We start from the raw sequence: 16,414 nt of genomic DNA, 5'->3' as shown, positions 1-16,414 counted from the left end.
GGCCACGGCCTCTCTTTTTTTGTCTCTGTATTTTTGCTCTGTGTACGGCAAACAACCCGCCGCTAGAGCCACGGCAGCTCCGCCATATTGGCGGTGGGCGGCTGGTTGATAAGGTGCAACTGCACCGTCTCCCGGCTGATATGGGGAGCGTAGAGGTGGATAAAGTCGTACATATAATCGCGCAGATGGGCATGTTTGCGCAGACAGATATGAGTGGCGCTCGAGGCGATCAGGTGGTCGATGTTGAGGCTCACCAGCGCTTCCCTGTCCCCCTCGTCAAAGGCCACGCTGGCGATCACTCCTACACCCATGCCGAGCCGGACGTAGTGCTTGATCACGTCGGTGTCGGTGGCGGTCAGCACGGTTTTCGGCGAGAGGCCGTGGCGGCTGAAGGCCTTATCCATTTTGGAGCGGCCGGTAAAACCAAACACATAGGTGATGAGAGGGTAGCGAGCCAGATCGGCCATCGACAGTGGCTGGCAATCGAGCAGCGGATGACCGTGGGGCACCACCACGCTGCGGCCCCAGCGATGGCAGGGGACGGCGGCCAGCTCGTCGAACAGATACATGGATTCGGTGGCGATCGCCATATCCACATCGCCACTTTGCACCATCTGGGCCAGCTGGGCAGGCGCCCCCTGATGGAGCTGGATCGCCACATCGGGATAACGACGGCTGAACTCGGTGATCACCGCGGGCAGCTTGTAGCGGGCCTGGGTATGGGTGGTGGCGATGCGCAGCACCCCGCTGGTGGCCAGCTGCTCACCCAGCGACAGCTGGTTGATCTGCTCCACCTGCGCCACCACCCCCTTGGCCAGCTCCATCACCTTCTCGCCTGCGCTGGTCAAGCCGACCAGATTCTTCCCCTTGCGGGTAAAGAGGGCGAGCCCCAGCTCATCTTCCAGCATCTTCATCTGCTTGCTGAGGGTTGGCTGGGAGGTGTAGAGCTTCTCCGCCGTCGCCGAGATGTTGAAGTTGTTCTTCACGATCTCGGTAAAGTTCTTGAGCCGGGCGATGTTCATCTGGGCAAGGGATCTCGCTGCTGCGGCCAGTGGGACTGGCTTGGAAAAGAGAGCGCGGGGCTGGCCCCGCACCTGACCGCCGACCATACCACAGCGCCACGCACGATAACCTGCCCCAGGTCAGAAAGCAGCGCGCTAGTCGCTGGCGAGCTTGATCCCGAGTCCAACAAACAGGGTGCCGATGCCCCGGTTGAGCCAACGACCAAGACGCAGCGACAACCGCACCCTGTGGCTGGCGTAGACGGTGGTAAAGACCAGCAGGTGACACCAGATGATGCCGCCCAGATTGAAAATGCAGCCGAGCAGGATAAAGGCGAGCGCCTTGTCGGGGGCATCCGGTGCGATGAACTGGGGCACGAAGGCGAGGAAAAAGAGCGCCACCTTAGGATTGAGCACATTGGTCAGCACTCCCTGCCGGTAAATCTGGCCATAGGAGAGGGCGGGTAACGTGCCCCCCCTCTCCATTGCACCCGTTGCCTGTTGGCGCAGCAGGGAGAACCCCAGATAGATGAGGTAGATGGCGCCAGCCAGCTTGATAAGGGCAAACAGCTCGGCCGAGGCACTGAGCAGGGCCGACAGACCGAGGGCCGCCGCCAGTACATGCACCATGACACCGGTGCCGATGCCAAGGGTCGCGACCGAACCGGCACGCCACCCTTGCGAACCGCTGCGCAGCATGACCAGCAGGGAGTCTGGCCCCGGCATGATATTGAGCAGCAGCCCCGAGACCATAAACAGCGCAAGATCATGAATACCGAACATCACCCCTCCCATCGTAAAGAAAAACCAAACAAAAAGGGCTCCGCAGAGCCCTCTTTTCTTTCACTCTGCGGCAGCTGACGCATCATCAGCTGTCCCGCCAGCCATCAGGGCCGCAACGCCTTGTCCGCCCGGGAGATGCCGCAGACGCCGGAGCGCACCACTTCGATGATCTCGTTGGTCTGGGCGGCGGTCTTGATGAAGGCATCCAGCTTCTCGCTGGTGCCCACCAGCTGCACCGTGTACTGCTCGGGGGTAACGTCGACGATCTGGCCACGGAAGATATCCGCCAGCCGTTTCAGCTCGTCACGGGCACCACCGGCGGCGCGCGCCTTGACCAGCGCGATCTCCCGCTCGATATGCTCCCCTTCGCTCAAGTCGCACACCTTGAGCACATCTACCAGCTTGTGCAGTTGCTTCTGGATCTGCTCCAGCACCCGCTCGTCCCCCATGGTGACGATTGTCATGCGCGACAGGGTGGGATCCTCGGTTGGCGCCACCGTCAGGGTCTCGATGTTGTAGCCGCGCTGGGAGAAGAGGCCCACCACGCGGCTCAGGGCGCCAGATTCGTTCTCCAGCAGTACCGAAATGATATGCCTCATCAGGTTCTCTCCGTCTTGCTCAGCCACATCTCATCCATGGCACCAAACTTGATCTGCATCGGATAGACGTGCTCATCCGGGTCGACCGAGATATCCATGAACACCAGCCGATCCTTCATGGCGAAAGCCTTCTCCATGGCGCTCTCCAGCTCGGCCGGATCGCTCACCGCGATACCGACGTGACCGTAGGCTTCCGCCAGTTTGACGAAGTCCGGCAGGGACTCCATGTAGGAGTGGCTGTGACGACCGCCGTAGAACATCTTCTGCCACTGCTTGACCATGCCCAGCGCGCGGTTGTTGATGGAGATGATCTTGATGGGCACCCCGTACTGCATGCAGGTCGAGAGCTCCTGAATGTTCATCTGTACCGAGCCGTCACCGGTGACGCAGCAGACCACCGCATCCGGGTTGGCAAACTGGGCCCCCATGGCGGCCGGAATACCGAAGCCCATGGTGCCGAGGCCCCCTGAGTTGATCCACTGGCGCGGTTTGGCAAACGGGTAGTAAAGGGCGGCAAACATCTGATGCTGGCCCACGTCGGAGGCGACGAACGCCTGACCCTGAGTCACTTTGTAGAGGGTCTCGATAACCTGTTGCGGCTTTATCTGGGTGGCCGATTTTTCGTAGGCCAGGCAGTGACGGGAGCGCCACTGGTTGATCTGGCTCCACCACTCCGCCAGCGCCTCCTTGTCGTTATCGAAGCCACACTCGCGGATCACCTCCAGCATCTGCTCCAGCACGGTTTCCACCGAACCGACGATGGGCACATGGGCCTGCACCGTCTTGGAGATGGAGGTGGGATCGATATCAATATGCACTATGGTGGCATTGGGGCAGAACTTGGCCACGTTGTTGGTGACGCGGTCATCGAAGCGGGCCCCCACGGCGAAGATGAGATCCGCGTTGTGCATGGTCTTGTTGGCTTCGAAGGTGCCGTGCATCCCCAGCATGCCGATAAATTGCGGATGGACGCCGGAGAAGGCACCCAACCCCATCAGGGTGGTGGTCACCGGCAGGTTCAGCAGCTCCGCCAGCTTGGTCACCAGATGATCCGCATTGGCGTTGATGGCGCCGCCGCCCACGTACATCACCGGGCGCTGGGCATCCACCAGCAGCTTGGCAGCCCGCTTGATCTGGCCCTTGTGGCCGGATTTGGTCGGGTTGTAGGAGCGCAGGGAGACCGACTCGGGATACTGGTAGGGGAATTTTTCTTTCGGGTTCTGCACATCTTTGGGCAGATCTACCACCACCGGCCCCGGGCGGCCGCTGGCGGCAATGTAGTAGGCCTTCTTGATGGCCTCGGGAATATCGCTCGCCTTCTTGCACAGGAAGCTGTGCTTCACCACCGGGCGGGAGATACCGATCATGTCGGTCTCCTGGAACGCATCCTCACCGATCATGCTGGTCGGCACCTGGCCGGAGAGGATCACCAGCGGAATGGAATCCATATAGGCGGTGGCAATACCGGTAATGCAGTTGGTCGCTCCCGGGCCCGAGGTAACCAGCACAGTCCCCACCTTGCCGGTGGAACGGGCGTAACCGTCAGCCATGTGAACCGCGGCTTGCTCGTGCCGCACCAGGACATGCTCCATCTTGCCGTTTTCGAAGAGAGCGTCATAGATGTCGAGCACTGAGCCACCAGGGTAGCCGAAGACGTGCTCAACTCCCTGATCTTCCAGCGCTCTAACCACCATCTGGGCGCCTGATAACATCTCCATGATAAAGCCCTCCAGGCTTTGCTCCGTTTAGCGAATCCCGCCGACGATGCCGTGCTTCCCGGCACAGCCCGATCCGTTTCTTGTTGTTATCTGAATGCAGATCGGCCCAATTCAGCCCCGTCGACAATAGAAAAAAAGGATTTTTCCGTCATTCACCCGAAAATCGGGTGAAAAACCAACTTAACCCGCTTCATAACGCTTGTCCACGGCTTTATCTGACCAGAACAGTCATACATTTCAACCAGCTATTAACATTCAATGGGTTGCCGCAGCGACCATGAGACAAAAGGGAAGGAAGTCGGGGAATGGCCAGCGGATCATTCCGCAGAGGGGAAAAACAGCCACAAAAAAGCCCACCGGTCAGCGGTGGGCTTGATGCCGGATGATCGACTCAGTTCTCCTGATCCGGCTCCGCCAGCCAGATCTGTTGATCCGGATCGGTCTCTTCACTGACCGAGATGCTGACGCCCATGTCCAGCAGCTCGTGCAGGGTCAGATTGTCTGCCAGCGTCATGGTTTCGCCATTCTCATTGGTAAAGCGCATTTGCTCCGTCCTCTCCTTGGTGGGATCGCCTTTCAGTCTAGTCAACAACACTCACTTGCGATAACCAGCAACTGGATAAACAGTCCCCGCCATCCAGCTCGCTCAGGCGATCACTCACCTCCTCTGGAAACAGGGTGCGGGCCCAGAGCCGGCGCGACAGAGAGGCCACGCTCTCGTCAGCGCCTGCCGCCAACCAGCGGGCCAGCTCCCCGGCCACATCGGGGTAACAGACCGCCCCCGGCGAAGCGCTGTCGAGCCAGCTGCGCACCAGATTGGCATCGAGCACATCCATCAGGGTTGCCAGTCCCATCATCTCCAGGGTCTTGCCGTTGGTCAGCTGCTCGAACTGGCCGCCGAGGGGTTTGACCAGCAGCTTCTTGCCAAGGGTGAGCGCCTCGGAAGCCAGCTCGAAACCCGCGTTGGAGATGACGCCGCGACAACCGGCCAGCACGGCGATAAATCCGTGCCGCGATGGCGGTTCGAAGCGCAGGTTGCGCCACTGGCTGGGGGTGCGAATGGCGGGGTGAAAGCAGACGAAGCGCTGCTGACCAAAGCGCGACAACAGGGCGGCGATCGCCTCTGTCTGCTCGAATGGCAGATAGACCAGGATCTCGCCGTTATCCGGTGCGGCGGCGATGGGGTCGATCACAGGCGGCAACAAGGGGTGACCAAAGTGAAACCAGTGCAGCCCGAGCGGCTGATTGACCGGCGCAAAGTGGCGCATCAGCTGGCGACTCAAACCATCTTCGCCCCAGCGGGGGATGGACCAGTTGAAACTGGCCTGATGGCTGACGGTGAGACTCGGCTTGCCATGGCGGCGGGCTGCGTGGGCGGTCAGCGGCTCAAAATCACTCACCACCAGATCGTATTCGCTGCAGTCGAGGGCCCGCAGATCCCGCCAGAAGGTGAGCGGCGAGGCGGCCTGCAGGGTGCGCCACGGCGAGACCCGCCCCTCGTGACTGACGAAGGTGAGCCCGGCAAAGGTGCGGTAGGCGCCAAACTCCTCCATGTCAAAATAGCTGTCGGCAGGGCGGCCGCTAAAGAGATAATCCACCTCGACCCCGGCTGCTCGCAGCGCCCGCGCCAGGGTGCGACTGCGACTGATATGGCCGTTGCCGGTGCCTTGCACCCCAAACAGTATCCTCATGAGTGGCTCCAGCCGAGCGCCAGTACGGCGCAACCGCCACCCAGCAGGGCACCAGCTACCAGATCGCTCAGATAGTGCACTCCGAGCAGCAGCCGGGATGCCCCCACCAGCGCCGCCCAGCCAAACAGCAGGGGCGCCCAGAGCGGAAAGCCGGTCGCCAGTATGGTAGCCATCAGAAAGGCGGCGGCGGTGTGGCCGGAGGGAAGACTGTAACGATCGGAAGGGGTGATAAAGACCGGCAAGCCGACCGGCCGTTGCCGTTTCAGGCTGTTTTTCAACAGCAGGTACAGGGGCAGCTCGATGGCGAAGGCAAGCAGCGCCAGCCGCACCAGTTCCCGTTCTGCCTCCCCCTGCCACCAGAGCAAGGCGGCCAGCACGGCGTAAAGCGGGCCATCACCTGTGCGGGAAATGAGACGACTCACCCTCGCCTGCTGCCGGTTGTAGCCGTGAAGCAGACAGACCCGGCACACCTGAAGGTCCCATTGCTGGATCTTGTTCATATCCCCTCCTTCCCTGAGTTCTGCTTGCAGAGTAGGGAGACGGGATGACAGGGCGTTGAACGGGGGATAACAGATTTATGAAAAAAGGGCCGAATGGCCCTTTTTAATCTCGACGTTGCGGCAAAAATCAGTGGCTGCCGCGCAGGCCGGTTTCCATCAGACGACAGTTGTGATCCGCCAGACGGGCCATGAAGTGCTCATCCACTTTCAGGCCAAACACCTGCTCGTAGAGGTCTTTCATCACGAACGGCTGCCACATCATGCTGAGGAAGGAGATCTTCAGCATTTCGGGATCCAGGTTGTCACCCAGCTCGCCGTTGGTTTTCATGGTCTCCAGCAGGGCATCAAACTGCGGCAGCTGACGTTCCAGCAGACGGTTCAGCACAAAATCCCGGCCCGGGCTCTTCTCGGTCGACAATGCGCTGGAGATGGCAGAGGTCAGCTCGCTGTTCGGTGCCATCACCTGATAGTAGGTGTTGAGCAGCTCGTTGAGGCTGTGGTTGCTGTGTTCATCTTGCCAAGCATGATCGAGGGGCTCGGCGACATCGCCCAGCACCGCCTTGTAAAGACCCTCTTTACTGCCGAAGTAGTAGTGGATCATCGCCAAGTTGGAGCCAGCGAGCTCCGCGATTTCGCGTGTAGTCACCTTGCTATAGGGAGTATTGAGAAAACGCTCACGGGCGGCAGCAAGCAACTTGTCACGAATGTCAGAACGTCCGACCGGACGACCTGGTCTACGTTTTTCCATTTAACACCTCAGAAAATTCAGCCAATGCTGATAAGTCGATCTGGTTGTGCAGAGAATAGAGCACAGCAGGAATGACCAGATAATCGGTCATGGGCCGAATATGGGACAAGGAAATTTGCAATCCTTTACAATCCGATTAAATACGTCAGCAGATTGCTCCTGGCTATCCGTGTTGACACAGCATAAAAATCTCGATATTGGTAAAAGCGTTATCGACTGGAAGGAATAACAACGTCATGCATATCGCCACCCCGCTACTACTAATCTCCCTAATCGCGTTAACTCGCGCGGGATCCTTGTAGCCGGGCTAAGGCATAGCCGGAATTTACAAAAACCCGTGCACCCTGCACGGGTTTTTTTATGCCGCCGCAGGATGCACGTTACCGAACTTAGGAAGAGGGAAGTCACATGTCAGATCGGGTCATCATATTCGACACCACCTTGCGCGATGGTGAGCAGGCCCTGGCGGCCAGTTTGACAGTCAAGGAGAAACTGCAGATCGCCCAGGCACTGGAGCGGCTCGGTGTCGACGTCATGGAGGTGGGCTTCCCGGTCTCCTCTCCCGGCGATTTTCAATCGGTGCAGACCATCGCCCGCCACATCAAAAACAGCCGGGTCTGCGCCCTCGCCCGCGCCCTGCCCAAGGATATCGACGCCGCCGGCGAAGCCTTGCGGGTCGCCGACGCCTTTCGCATCCACACCTTTATCTCCACCTCCTCCATCCATGTGGAGAGCAAGCTGAAAAAGAGCTTCGAGGATGTGCTGGAGATGGGGGTCGGCGCCATCAAGCACGCCCTGCGCTACACCGACGATGTAGAGTTCTCCTGCGAGGATGCGGGCCGCACGCCGATTGATAATCTCTGCCGCATGGTGGAGGCCGCCATCAAGGCGGGCGCTCGTACCATCAATATTCCGGATACCGTGGGCTACACGGTACCGACCGAGTTCTCCGGCATCATCCACACCCTGTTCAACCGGGTGCCCAACATCGACAAGGCCATCATCTCGGTGCACTGCCACGACGATCTGGGGCTCTCGGTGGCCAACTCCATCGGTGCGGTGCAGATGGGGGCCCGCCAGATCGAGTGCACCATCAACGGCATAGGCGAACGGGCGGGCAACTGCTCGCTGGAAGAGGTGGCGATGATCCTCAAAACCCGCGCCGATCTGCTCGGGGTGCAAACCAATATCCGCCACAACGAAATTCATCGCACCAGCATGCTGGTCAGCCAGCTCTGCAACATGCCGGTGCAGCCCAACAAGGCGATCGTCGGGGCCAACGCCTTCTCCCACAGCTCCGGCATCCATCAGGATGGGGTGCTCAAGGCGAAAAACACCTACGAAATCATCACTCCCGAGAGCATTGGCCTGACCCAGAACAACCTCAACATGACCTCCCGCTCCGGCCGTCACGTCATCAAGCACCGGATGGAGTCAATGGGTTATGCCGAAAGCAGCTACGACCTCGACCACCTCTACGGCAAGTTCCTGACCCTGGCCGACAAGAAGGGGCAGGTGTTCGACTACGACCTCGAAGCGCTGGCCTTCTTCAGCCAGATCCACGAAGAGCCGGAACACTTCAAGCTGGAGTACCTCGGAGTACAGAGCGGCAGCTCGGTGCTGGCCACCGCCTCGGTCAAATTGAAGGTGGGACAGGATCTTATCTGCGAAGCGGCCACCGGCAACGGTCCGGTGGATGCGGTCTACCAGTGCATCAACCGCATCACCGGCTATGACATCCGCATCGACAAATATGCCCTCAAGAGCAAAGGCGAAGGGGAAGATGCCCTCGGTCAAGTCGATATTGTCGCCGAATACAAAGGGCGTAAATTCCACGGCATGGGGCTGGCCACCGACATCATCGAATCCTCAGCCCATGCCCTGCTCCATGTGATCAACAGCATCTGGCGCGCCGATCAGGTGGCCGAGCAGATGGAACGCAATAACAGCATCAAATCAGAAACCGTCTGAGCAGGACTCGCAGCCACACAGACGGCATGGAATGACAACATCAGGACGGGGAACGTCTGAACCGGCAACCGCGCGCAGCGTCGGGGAAACCGGACAGAGGGATCTCAAAGACAATATCAGGATGGAGAGTGTATGAGCAGTTATCGGATCGCAGTATTGCCGGGTGACGGCATTGGCCCGGAAGTGATGGCCGAGGCCGTCAAGGTGCTGGATAAGGTGCAGGCCAGGTTCGGCCTCGCCTTCGAGTATGATCGCCATGACGTGGGCGGCATCGCCATCGACAACCACGGCACCCCGTTGCCGCAAAGCACCATCAAAGGCTGCGAAGCGGCCGACGCCGTGCTGTTCGGCTCGGTCGGCGGCCCGAAATGGGAACATCTGCCACCCAACGATCAGCCGGAACGTGGCGCCCTGCTGCCCCTGCGCGCCCACTTCAAGCTGTTCTGCAACCTGCGTCCGGCCCGTATCTATACCGGTCTGGAGCAGTTCTCTCCGCTGCGCGCCGACATCTCGGATCGCGGTTTTGACATCGCCTGTGTGCGCGAGCTGACCGGCGGCATCTACTTCGGCCAGCCCAAGGGGCGCGAGGGTGAAGGGGCGAACGAGAAGGCGTTCGACACCGAGGTGTACCATCGCTTCGAGATTGAGCGCATCGCCAAGATTGCCTTTGAGTCGGCCCGGGTGCGCCGTGGCAAGGTCACCTCCATCGACAAGGCCAACGTGCTCGCCTCCTCCATCCTGTGGCGCGAGGTAGTGACGCAAGTTGCCAAGGATTATCCCGACGTCGAACTGAACCATATGTATATCGACAACGCCACCATGCAGCTCATCAAGGATCCGTCGCAGTTCGACGTGCTGCTCTGCTCCAACCTGTTTGGTGACATTCTCTCCGACGAATGCGCCATGATCACCGGCTCCATGGGGCTGCTCCCCTCTGCCAGCCTCAACGAATCGGGTTTCGGCCTGTTCGAACCGGCCGGTGGCTCGGCTCCCGATATCGCCGGCAAAGGGATCGCCAACCCCATCGCCCAGATCCTCTCCGCCGCCCTGATGCTGCGCTACAGCCTGGGCCAGGAAGCTGCCGCCCAAGCCATCGAGCAGGCCGTGGCCCAGACCTTGGCCGAAGGTTACTTCACCGCCGACCTGCATCAGGCCAGCGCCCGCCATCCGGTGCAGAGCACGTCCGAGATGGGCAGCCAGATCGCCGCCCGGATCTGAGCTAAAGAACAGATAACAAGGAAAAGAGAAGCAATGGCCAAGACCCTCTATCAGAAAGTATTCGACGCCCACGTGGTACGGGAAGTGGAAGGGGAAACGCCCCTTATCTACATCGACCGCCATCTGGTGCATGAAGTGACCAGCCCGCAGGCATTCGACGGCCTGCGCGCCATGAACCGCCCGCTGCGCCGCCCGGATCTGACCTGGGCCACCATGGATCACAACGTCTCCACCACCACCAAGGACATCGCCGCCTCCGGCGAGATGGCCCGCATCCAGATGGAGACGCTGGCCGACAACTGCAAAGAGTTCGGGGTTCGCCTCTACGATCTCAACCACAAATATCAGGGGATCGTCCATGTGATGGGCCCCGAACTCGGCATCACCCTGCCCGGCACCACCATCGTCTGCGGCGACTCCCACACCGCCACCCACGGCGCCTTCGGTTCACTGGCGTTCGGTATCGGCACCTCCGAAGTGGAACATGTGATGGCCACCCAGACCCTGAAACAGGGCCGCGCAAAGACCATGCGCATTTCGGTCAACGGCAAGCTGGCCGAGGGCATCAGCGCCAAGGACGTGGTGCTGGCCATCATCGGCCGGGTCGGCCATGCCGGTGGTACCGGCTACGTGGTGGAGTTCGCTGGCGAGGCCATTGCGAGCCTCTCCATGGAAGGGCGGATGACGGTGTGCAACATGGCCATCGAGCTGGGCGCCAAGGCGGGGATGATTGCCCCCGACCAGACCACCATCGACTACATCCGTGGTAAGGAGTTTGCCCCCAAGGGCGAAGCACTGGAGCAAGCCATCGCCTACTGGCAGAGCCTCAAGAGCGATGACGGTGCCCACTTCGATGCCGAGGTAGTACTGGACGCCGCCGATATCGCCCCGCAGGTCACCTGGGGGACCAATCCGGGTCAGGTGATTGCCGTCAATGAACCCATTCCTGCGCCGGAATCATTCAGCGATCTGATGGAGCAGCAGTCCGCTCGCAAGGCGCTTGCCTACATGGATCTGCAGCCGGGCCAGAAGCTCTCCGACGTCGCCATCGACAAGGTGTTTATCGGTTCCTGCACCAACAGCCGCATCGAGGATCTGCGCGCTGCCGCCGCCATCGCCCGCGGTCGCAAGGTGGCCGCTGGCGTGCAAGCGCTGGTGGTCCCTGGCTCCGAGCAGGTGAAGGCACAGGCCGAAGCCGAGGGCCTCGACAAGATCTTCATCGAGGCGGGCTTTGAGTGGCGCCTGCCGGGCTGCTCCATGTGTCTGGCCATGAACAACGACCGGCTGCAACCGGGGGAGCGCTGCGCCTCCACCAGCAACCGCAACTTCGAAGGGCGTCAGGGGCGCGCTGGCCGCACCCATCTGGTGAGCCCGGCCATGGCTGCGGCCGCCGCCGTCACCGGCCGCTTCGCCGACATTCGCGCGCTGTAAGAGGAGCCTAGGATGAGAGCATTCAAACAGCACAAGCGGCTCTTCGCCGTCACCGACATCATCTTCGCCGACATTCGCGCACTGTAAGAGGAACTAGCGATGACAGGATTCAAACAGCATAAAGGGATCGTCGTCCCCCTCGACAGAGCCAACGTCGACACCGACGCCATCATTCCGAAGCAGTTTTTGCAGAAGGTAAACCGCATCGGTTTTGGCAAGCACCTGTTCCACGACTGGCGCTTTCTGGACGATGCCGGCCAGCAACCCAACCCCGAGTTTGTGCTCAATCAGCCACAATTCGCCGGTGCCAGCATCCTGCTGGCTCGCGAGAACTTCGGCTGTGGCTCGAGTCGCGAGCACGCCCCCTGGGCGCTGGCGGACTACGGCTTCAAGACCATCATTGCCCCGAGCTTTGCCGACATCTTCTACGGCAACGCCATCAACAACGGCATGGTGCCGGTGCGCCTGAAGGAGGAGGAGGTCGACGCCCTGTTCCAGCTGGTGGCCGCCAAGCCGGGCATCGACATTGAAGTGGATCTGGAAGCCAATCAGGTGCGCGCTGGTGAGCTCAGCTTCGGTTTCGAGATCGACGAGTTCCGCCGTTACTGCCTGCTCAACGGGCTGGATGCCATCGGCCTGACCCTGCAGCATGAGGCAGCCATCAGCGCCTTTGAAGCGAAGCAGCCGAGCTGGATTTAACGCGCCAGTTACAAAAAAACGAGTAGAATCAACAGGGAGCTTCGGCTCCCTGTTTTACTGTCCGCTACGCTTCCCACTTTAGGTCACCGGAACTGACCCGTGCCACAGGAAAGGATGATGAAGAGACCGACGGCAATCCCTCTGCTCTGTACCCTGCTGCTTGCCCTCCCTGCGGGCGCCAGCCAAACCAGCTTCAACAACAGCCTCGGCCAGATCAACGTCGGCTGGCAGGATAGTGAAGGCAAACCCCGACAGCTCACCTACCGGCTGGAACAGGGCAAGCTGCCGCCCCTTATCGCCTATCGCCCGGCCAGAATGCAGGAGGAGGTGCTGCAAGTGTTGCTGCGGGAGGTGCGCGAGAACTATCCCGAGGTACAGTTCACTCTGACTCGCCCCTCCCTTGAGCTACACCTGAAAAGCCACAATCAGGATAAAGTCAAGGAGGCCATGGCCTGGCTGGAGTCGCAACGGGACAAAGAGGAGCAGGCGTGGCTGACCAAACACTACTTCCAGTACTTCACGCCGCCGGATGGACAGCTGGCGGTGAAGCAGGACCATGTGCGCATCGCCCTGGAGAGCCGCAGCGGACTGGCTCCGCTGGCGGAGCAACTCAAACAGCAGGGCAGCACGGAAACGGAAGCACGTCAGAAGACGGTGGATTACATGCTCACCTTTATCCAGAGCATTCCCTACCAACAACTCGATAGCCTGAACGGAAGACAGGGCAAGGGCTTTCTTCCCCCCCGTCAGGTGCTGGAGCAGAACCGGGGTGACTGCGACAGCAAGGTAACCCTGATGGCCGCCATGCTGGCCCAACTCTTTCCCGAGCTGAAACAGGCCATGGTGTTCGTCCCCGGCCATGCCCTGCTGGCCGTTGATCTGCCCGCCAAACCGGGGGATGCCACCATCAGTTGGCAAGGGCAATCCTATCTGCTGCTCGAACCTACAGGACCCGCCGCTTTACCTGCTGGCCAAATAGCATCGACCAGCAAAATGCTGGTCGATAGCAAACAGTTGAGTGTGCAGCCGGTTCAGGGCAAAGGGTAGCCCTTCCCCATCTACCGATGGTCAGAGAAAGGATTAACCCGGAGCCTGAAACTCCACCGCCAGCAGCAGTCCGCTCTCCTCCTCCAGCACCCGGATAATCCGGGCATGGGCTTCAAAAGGGGGCAACAGGTTGTTGTTGGTGGCAAGACTGATCCGGATTGGCTGATTGATGTCGAGCTGGTGTTCAGATACCGCAATCCCCATGCCGTTGGCACTGAGATCCCGGCAGATCCCCTCCAGCACCAGCTGCTGCTGATAGACGGTGACCGGAGCATTGATGACCATGCGCGCAAAGGCGCGCCTTTCCTTGGTATTGGTAAGCACGCGAACATCCTCTGTTGGGTGGGCGTCATCTCATGGGTATTGCACAATTTGTGCTGGTCTCCCCAAAAGAACGTTAATACAATGCGGTTCGTTTCTCAAACGGGGTGCGGTTTACCGCTGAGATTATACCCGTGAACCTGATCCAGATAATGCTGGCGGAGGAATTTGAGGCATGGCGCTCATTTTTTGCGCTCTCACCCGCTGGCACCTCACATGGAGTGCCATCAATGAAAACCCTGCTGCTGGTCACCACCGGCCTGCTGTCGGCCAATGTGTTCGCCGCCGACACCCTCACCGTCTACACCTACAGCTCCTTCACTGCCGAGTGGGGCCCGGGGCCCAAGATCAAACAGGCCTTCGAGAAAGAGTGCGGCTGCACCCTCAATCTGGTTCCCCTCGAAGATGGGGTCGCCATCCTCAACCGGTTGCGGCTGGAGGGCAAGCACAGCAAGGCCGATCTGGTGCTGGGGCTCGACGATGCCCTCATCAGCGAAGCCAAGCAAAGCGGCCTGTTCGCACCCCATCCCACTAACCTCGACGGCCTCAAGGTGCCGGGTGGCTGGCAGGATAAGACCTTCGTCCCCTACGACTACGGCTACTTCGCCTTTGTTTATGACAAGGAGAAGCTCAAGCAGCCACCCAAGAGTCTGAAAGAGCTGGTGGAGCGACCTGACCTCAAGGTGATCTATCAGGATCCCCGCACCTCCACCCCGGGACAGGGGCTGATGCTGTGGATGAAATCGGTTTATGGCGACAAGGCGCCCGCCGCCTGGGCTGAGCTGGCCAAGAAGACGGTCACCGTCACCAAAGGGTGGTCAGAGGCCTATGGCATGTTCCTCGATGGCGAGGCGGATATGGTGCTCTCCTACACCACCTCCCCCGCTTACCACCTGATTGGCGAGAACAAGCCCCAGTATCAGGCTGCCGCCTTCTCAGAGGGTCACTACCGTCAGGTGGAAGTGGCCGCCAAGCTGAACAGCGCCACTCAGAGCAAGCTGGCCGATCAGTTCCTGCAATTTATGGTGAGCCCCGCCTTCCAGAACGAGATCCCTACCGGCAACTGGATGTATCCGGTGATCGACACCCAACTGCCCAAGGGCTTCGAGCAGATGATAACCGTCAGCAAGCCACTGTCCTTTAGCGCCGATGAGGTGGCCGCCAATCGCAAAGGGTGGATCCGCGAGTGGCTGCAAGCCGTCACCCAGTGAGCCGTGATCTGAAACCACAGGCTCGTCCCCTCTGGTGGTTGCCGGGCAGTGCAGCCACCCTGCTGATCCTGCTGTTATCCCTCGGACCGCTCGCGGCCCTGCTGTGGCAGGCCGGTTCGCTGGCACCCCGCACCCTGATCGCAGACCCTTATCTGCGTCATGTGCTGGGTTTCAGTCTGGGGCAGGCGCTGCTCTCCACCCTGTTCAGTCTCGGGCTGGCCATTCCGGTGGCCCGCGCGCTGGCACGGCGCCGCTTCGTTGGCCGAACCCTGCTGATCAAGCTGTTTGGCCTCTCGCTGGTGCTGCCGGTCATCATCGCCATCTTCGGCATCGTGGCGGTACACGGCAAACAGGGGTGGCTGCCGCAGCTGCTGCGCACCTTGGGGCTGGATCCCGGCAACTACCTCTACGGTCTGTTCGGCATCCTGCTGGCCCACATCTTCTTCAACATGCCGCTGGCGGCCCGCCTGATGCTGCAGAGCATAGAGAGCATCCCCGAATCGAGCTGGCGCCTCGCCAGCCAGCTTGGCATGCGCTCATCCCACATCTTCCGATTGCTGGAGTGGCCGCTTATTCGCGGCATATTGCCCGGGCTTGCTAGCCTCATCTTCATGCTCTGCTTCACCAGCTTCACCACCGTGCTGGCGCTGGGGGGCGGCCCCAAATCCACCACGCTGGAGGTGGCCGTCTATCAAGCGCTGCGCTTTGACTTCGATCTCGCCACCGCGGGCGGACTGGCGCTGGTGCAGTTGATCCTGACCGCCGCCCTGCTCGCACTGCAACACAAGCTGCAGAGCACCCCGGCCAGCAGGGTGACCCCCCGTCGCCCCTGCCTGCGGCCGGATCGCCATCAGCCGGGCACAGCCGTGGTGGATCTGCTTTCGCTCTGCATCGGGCTCGCCATCTTTCTGCCGCCACTGCTGGCGATTGTGGTGGCCGGCCTCCACCCCGGCCTGCTGACGGCGCTCACCTCCAGCAAGCTGTGGCAGGCGAGCGGCCAATCGCTGCTGATTGCACTGGCGGCCGGCACCCTGGCGACCCTGCTCGGCAGCGGCCTGCTGCTGACCAGCCGTCACCTCAAGGTGCGTACCCGCCAGCGGCGGGCGGCGGCCCTGTGGGAGGCCAGCGGCTCGATGATCCTGATGATCCCGGCGGTGGTGCTCTCCACCGGTCTCTTCATCCTGTTTATGCCGTTTGCCGACGTGTTCGCCCTCGGTCCCTGGCTGGTGGTGCTGGTCAACGCCCTGATGGCGCTGCCCTATGTGCTGCGCACCCTCTCAGCCCCCATGCAGCTGGTGGTGCGCCAATATGATCGGCTGGCGGACAGTCTGGGGGTACGCGGCCTGCATCGCCTGCGACTGGTGGAGTGGCCCCTGCTGCGCCGCCCGCTGGCACTGGCGATGGCGCTGTCGATGATCCTCTCGCTGGGGGATCTCGGCGCCATCGCCATGTTTGGCAGTCAGGAGCTCACCACCC

At 60.8% G+C, this 16,414-nt stretch carries 16 protein-coding genes and 1 riboswitch; of the genes, 7 read left to right on the top strand and 9 right to left on the bottom strand.

Annotation, left to right across the window (positions count from 1 at the left end):
• Positions 1-62: 62 nt before the first annotated feature.
• The 8 genes from LD28_RS0104230 to LD28_RS0104200 form a co-directional block, all read right to left on the bottom strand.
• On the bottom strand, positions 63-1,022 hold the full coding sequence (locus LD28_RS0104230) for a LysR substrate-binding domain-containing protein (RefSeq protein WP_033135843.1): 960 nt from the start codon (positions 1,020-1,022) through the stop codon (positions 63-65).
• A gap of 135 nt (positions 1,023-1,157) precedes the next feature.
• Positions 1,158-1,784 carry a LysE family translocator gene (locus LD28_RS0104225; RefSeq protein WP_033135774.1) on the bottom strand — a complete coding sequence of 209 codons (627 nt, stop codon included), beginning with the start codon at positions 1,782-1,784 and terminating at the stop codon, positions 1,158-1,160.
• A gap of 104 nt (positions 1,785-1,888) precedes the next feature.
• Positions 1,889-2,383, bottom strand: coding sequence for an acetolactate synthase small subunit (gene ilvN, locus LD28_RS0104220; protein WP_005311605.1), 495 nt, complete (start codon positions 2,381-2,383; stop codon positions 1,889-1,891).
• Positions 2,383-4,101, bottom strand: coding sequence for an acetolactate synthase 3 large subunit (locus LD28_RS0104215; protein ID WP_033135773.1), 1,719 nt, complete (start codon positions 4,099-4,101; stop codon positions 2,383-2,385). Before LD28_RS0104215 ends, ilvN begins: the two co-directional genes overlap by 1 nt.
• Before the next feature lie 391 nt (positions 4,102-4,492).
• Entirely contained in the window at positions 4,493-4,645 is a 153-nt protein-coding gene (locus tag LD28_RS23530; RefSeq protein ID WP_139409644.1) for a hypothetical protein, read from the bottom strand.
• Between the two features lie 37 nt (positions 4,646-4,682).
• Entirely contained in the window at positions 4,683-5,792 is a 1,110-nt protein-coding gene (locus LD28_RS0104210; RefSeq protein ID WP_033135772.1) for an MJ1255/VC2487 family glycosyltransferase, read from the bottom strand.
• The gene (locus LD28_RS0104205; protein ID WP_005339149.1) at positions 5,789-6,292 is read right to left on the bottom strand and encodes a phosphatase PAP2 family protein; all 504 of its coding nucleotides are present in this window, start codon (positions 6,290-6,292) and stop codon (positions 5,789-5,791) included. The genes LD28_RS0104210 and LD28_RS0104205 overlap by 4 nt, the downstream gene beginning before the upstream one ends.
• A 127-nt stretch (positions 6,293-6,419) precedes the next feature.
• Positions 6,420-7,040: a TetR/AcrR family transcriptional regulator gene (locus LD28_RS0104200; protein WP_033135771.1), complete on the bottom strand. Its 621-nt coding sequence runs from the start codon at positions 7,038-7,040 to the stop codon at positions 6,420-6,422.
• 408 nt (positions 7,041-7,448) lie between these two features.
• On the opposite strand from LD28_RS0104200, the gene leuA reads away from it, so the two are divergent.
• The 5 genes from leuA to LD28_RS0104175 all read left to right on the top strand — a co-directional run bounded on the left by leuA (position 7,449) and on the right by LD28_RS0104175 (position 13,406).
• A complete protein-coding gene (gene leuA, locus LD28_RS0104195; protein WP_033135770.1) occupies positions 7,449-9,011 on the top strand; it encodes a 2-isopropylmalate synthase in 1,563 nt (520 codons plus the stop codon).
• Between the two features lie 132 nt (positions 9,012-9,143).
• Complete coding sequence (gene leuB / locus LD28_RS0104190; RefSeq protein ID WP_033135769.1) at positions 9,144-10,229, top strand: 3-isopropylmalate dehydrogenase; 1,086 nt, start codon at positions 9,144-9,146, stop codon at positions 10,227-10,229.
• A gap of 33 nt (positions 10,230-10,262) precedes the next feature.
• Entirely contained in the window at positions 10,263-11,660 is a 1,398-nt protein-coding gene (gene leuC, locus LD28_RS0104185; RefSeq protein WP_033135768.1) for a 3-isopropylmalate dehydratase large subunit, read from the top strand.
• Between the two features lie 99 nt (positions 11,661-11,759).
• Positions 11,760-12,359: a 3-isopropylmalate dehydratase small subunit gene (leuD, locus tag LD28_RS0104180; protein ID WP_033135767.1), complete on the top strand. Its 600-nt coding sequence runs from the start codon at positions 11,760-11,762 to the stop codon at positions 12,357-12,359.
• Positions 12,360-12,476: 117 nt separating this feature from the next.
• A complete protein-coding gene (locus tag LD28_RS0104175) occupies positions 12,477-13,406 on the top strand; it encodes a hypothetical protein (protein ID WP_033135766.1) in 930 nt (309 codons plus the stop codon).
• A gap of 33 nt (positions 13,407-13,439) precedes the next feature.
• Here the strand turns inward: LD28_RS0104175 and LD28_RS0104170 are convergent, their stop codons facing one another.
• Positions 13,440-13,730, bottom strand: coding sequence for a PilZ domain-containing protein (locus tag LD28_RS0104170; RefSeq protein ID WP_033135765.1), 291 nt, complete (start codon positions 13,728-13,730; stop codon positions 13,440-13,442).
• Positions 13,731-13,820: 90 nt separating this feature from the next.
• A riboswitch (TPP riboswitch) is annotated at positions 13,821-13,911 on the top strand.
• 46 nt (positions 13,912-13,957) lie between these two features.
• Between LD28_RS0104170 and thiB the strand changes: the two genes are divergently transcribed.
• Positions 13,958-14,938: a thiamine ABC transporter substrate binding subunit gene (thiB, locus tag LD28_RS0104165; protein WP_033135764.1), complete on the top strand. Its 981-nt coding sequence runs from the start codon at positions 13,958-13,960 to the stop codon at positions 14,936-14,938.
• Positions 14,935-16,414, top strand: a 1,480-nt coding sequence (gene thiP / locus LD28_RS0104160) for a thiamine/thiamine pyrophosphate ABC transporter permease (RefSeq protein ID WP_033135763.1), incomplete at its 3' end; no start/stop codon positions are given. The genes thiB and thiP, both read left to right, overlap by 4 nt.

Origin of the sequence: Aeromonas finlandensis (assembly GCF_000764645.1) — a bacterium.
In the GTDB taxonomy this organism is placed as follows: domain Bacteria; phylum Pseudomonadota; class Gammaproteobacteria; order Enterobacterales; family Aeromonadaceae; genus Aeromonas; species Aeromonas finlandensis.
This window is presented reverse-complemented; position numbering and strand designations above follow the sequence as displayed.

What these genes read in the sequence shown, in the direction of transcription:
- thiB (WP_033135764.1), top strand. Translation starts at nt 13,958, where the DNA reads ATGAAAACCCTGCTGCTGGTCACCACCGGCCTGCTGTCGGCCAATGTG.
- LD28_RS0104200 (WP_033135771.1), bottom strand. Translation starts at nt 7,040, where the DNA reads ATGGAAAAACGTAGACCAGGTCGTCCGGTCGGACGTTCTGACATTCGT.
- leuA (WP_033135770.1), top strand. Translation starts at nt 7,449, where the DNA reads ATGTCAGATCGGGTCATCATATTCGACACCACCTTGCGCGATGGTGAG.
- LD28_RS0104225 (WP_033135774.1), bottom strand. Translation starts at nt 1,784, where the DNA reads ATGTTCGGTATTCATGATCTTGCGCTGTTTATGGTCTCGGGGCTGCTG.
- leuB (WP_033135769.1), top strand. Translation starts at nt 9,144, where the DNA reads ATGAGCAGTTATCGGATCGCAGTATTGCCGGGTGACGGCATTGGCCCG.
- LD28_RS0104175 (WP_033135766.1), top strand. Translation starts at nt 12,477, where the DNA reads ATGAAGAGACCGACGGCAATCCCTCTGCTCTGTACCCTGCTGCTTGCC.
- LD28_RS0104205 (WP_005339149.1), bottom strand. Translation starts at nt 6,292, where the DNA reads ATGAACAAGATCCAGCAATGGGACCTTCAGGTGTGCCGGGTCTGTCTG.
- LD28_RS23530 (WP_139409644.1), bottom strand. Translation starts at nt 4,645, where the DNA reads ATGCGCTTTACCAATGAGAATGGCGAAACCATGACGCTGGCAGACAAT.
- leuD (WP_033135767.1), top strand. Translation starts at nt 11,760, where the DNA reads ATGACAGGATTCAAACAGCATAAAGGGATCGTCGTCCCCCTCGACAGA.
- ilvN (WP_005311605.1), bottom strand. Translation starts at nt 2,383, where the DNA reads ATGAGGCATATCATTTCGGTACTGCTGGAGAACGAATCTGGCGCCCTG.
- LD28_RS0104210 (WP_033135772.1), bottom strand. Translation starts at nt 5,792, where the DNA reads ATGAGGATACTGTTTGGGGTGCAAGGCACCGGCAACGGCCATATCAGT.
- LD28_RS0104215 (WP_033135773.1), bottom strand. Translation starts at nt 4,101, where the DNA reads ATGGAGATGTTATCAGGCGCCCAGATGGTGGTTAGAGCGCTGGAAGAT.
- leuC (WP_033135768.1), top strand. Translation starts at nt 10,263, where the DNA reads ATGGCCAAGACCCTCTATCAGAAAGTATTCGACGCCCACGTGGTACGG.
- LD28_RS0104230 (WP_033135843.1), bottom strand. Translation starts at nt 1,022, where the DNA reads ATGAACATCGCCCGGCTCAAGAACTTTACCGAGATCGTGAAGAACAAC.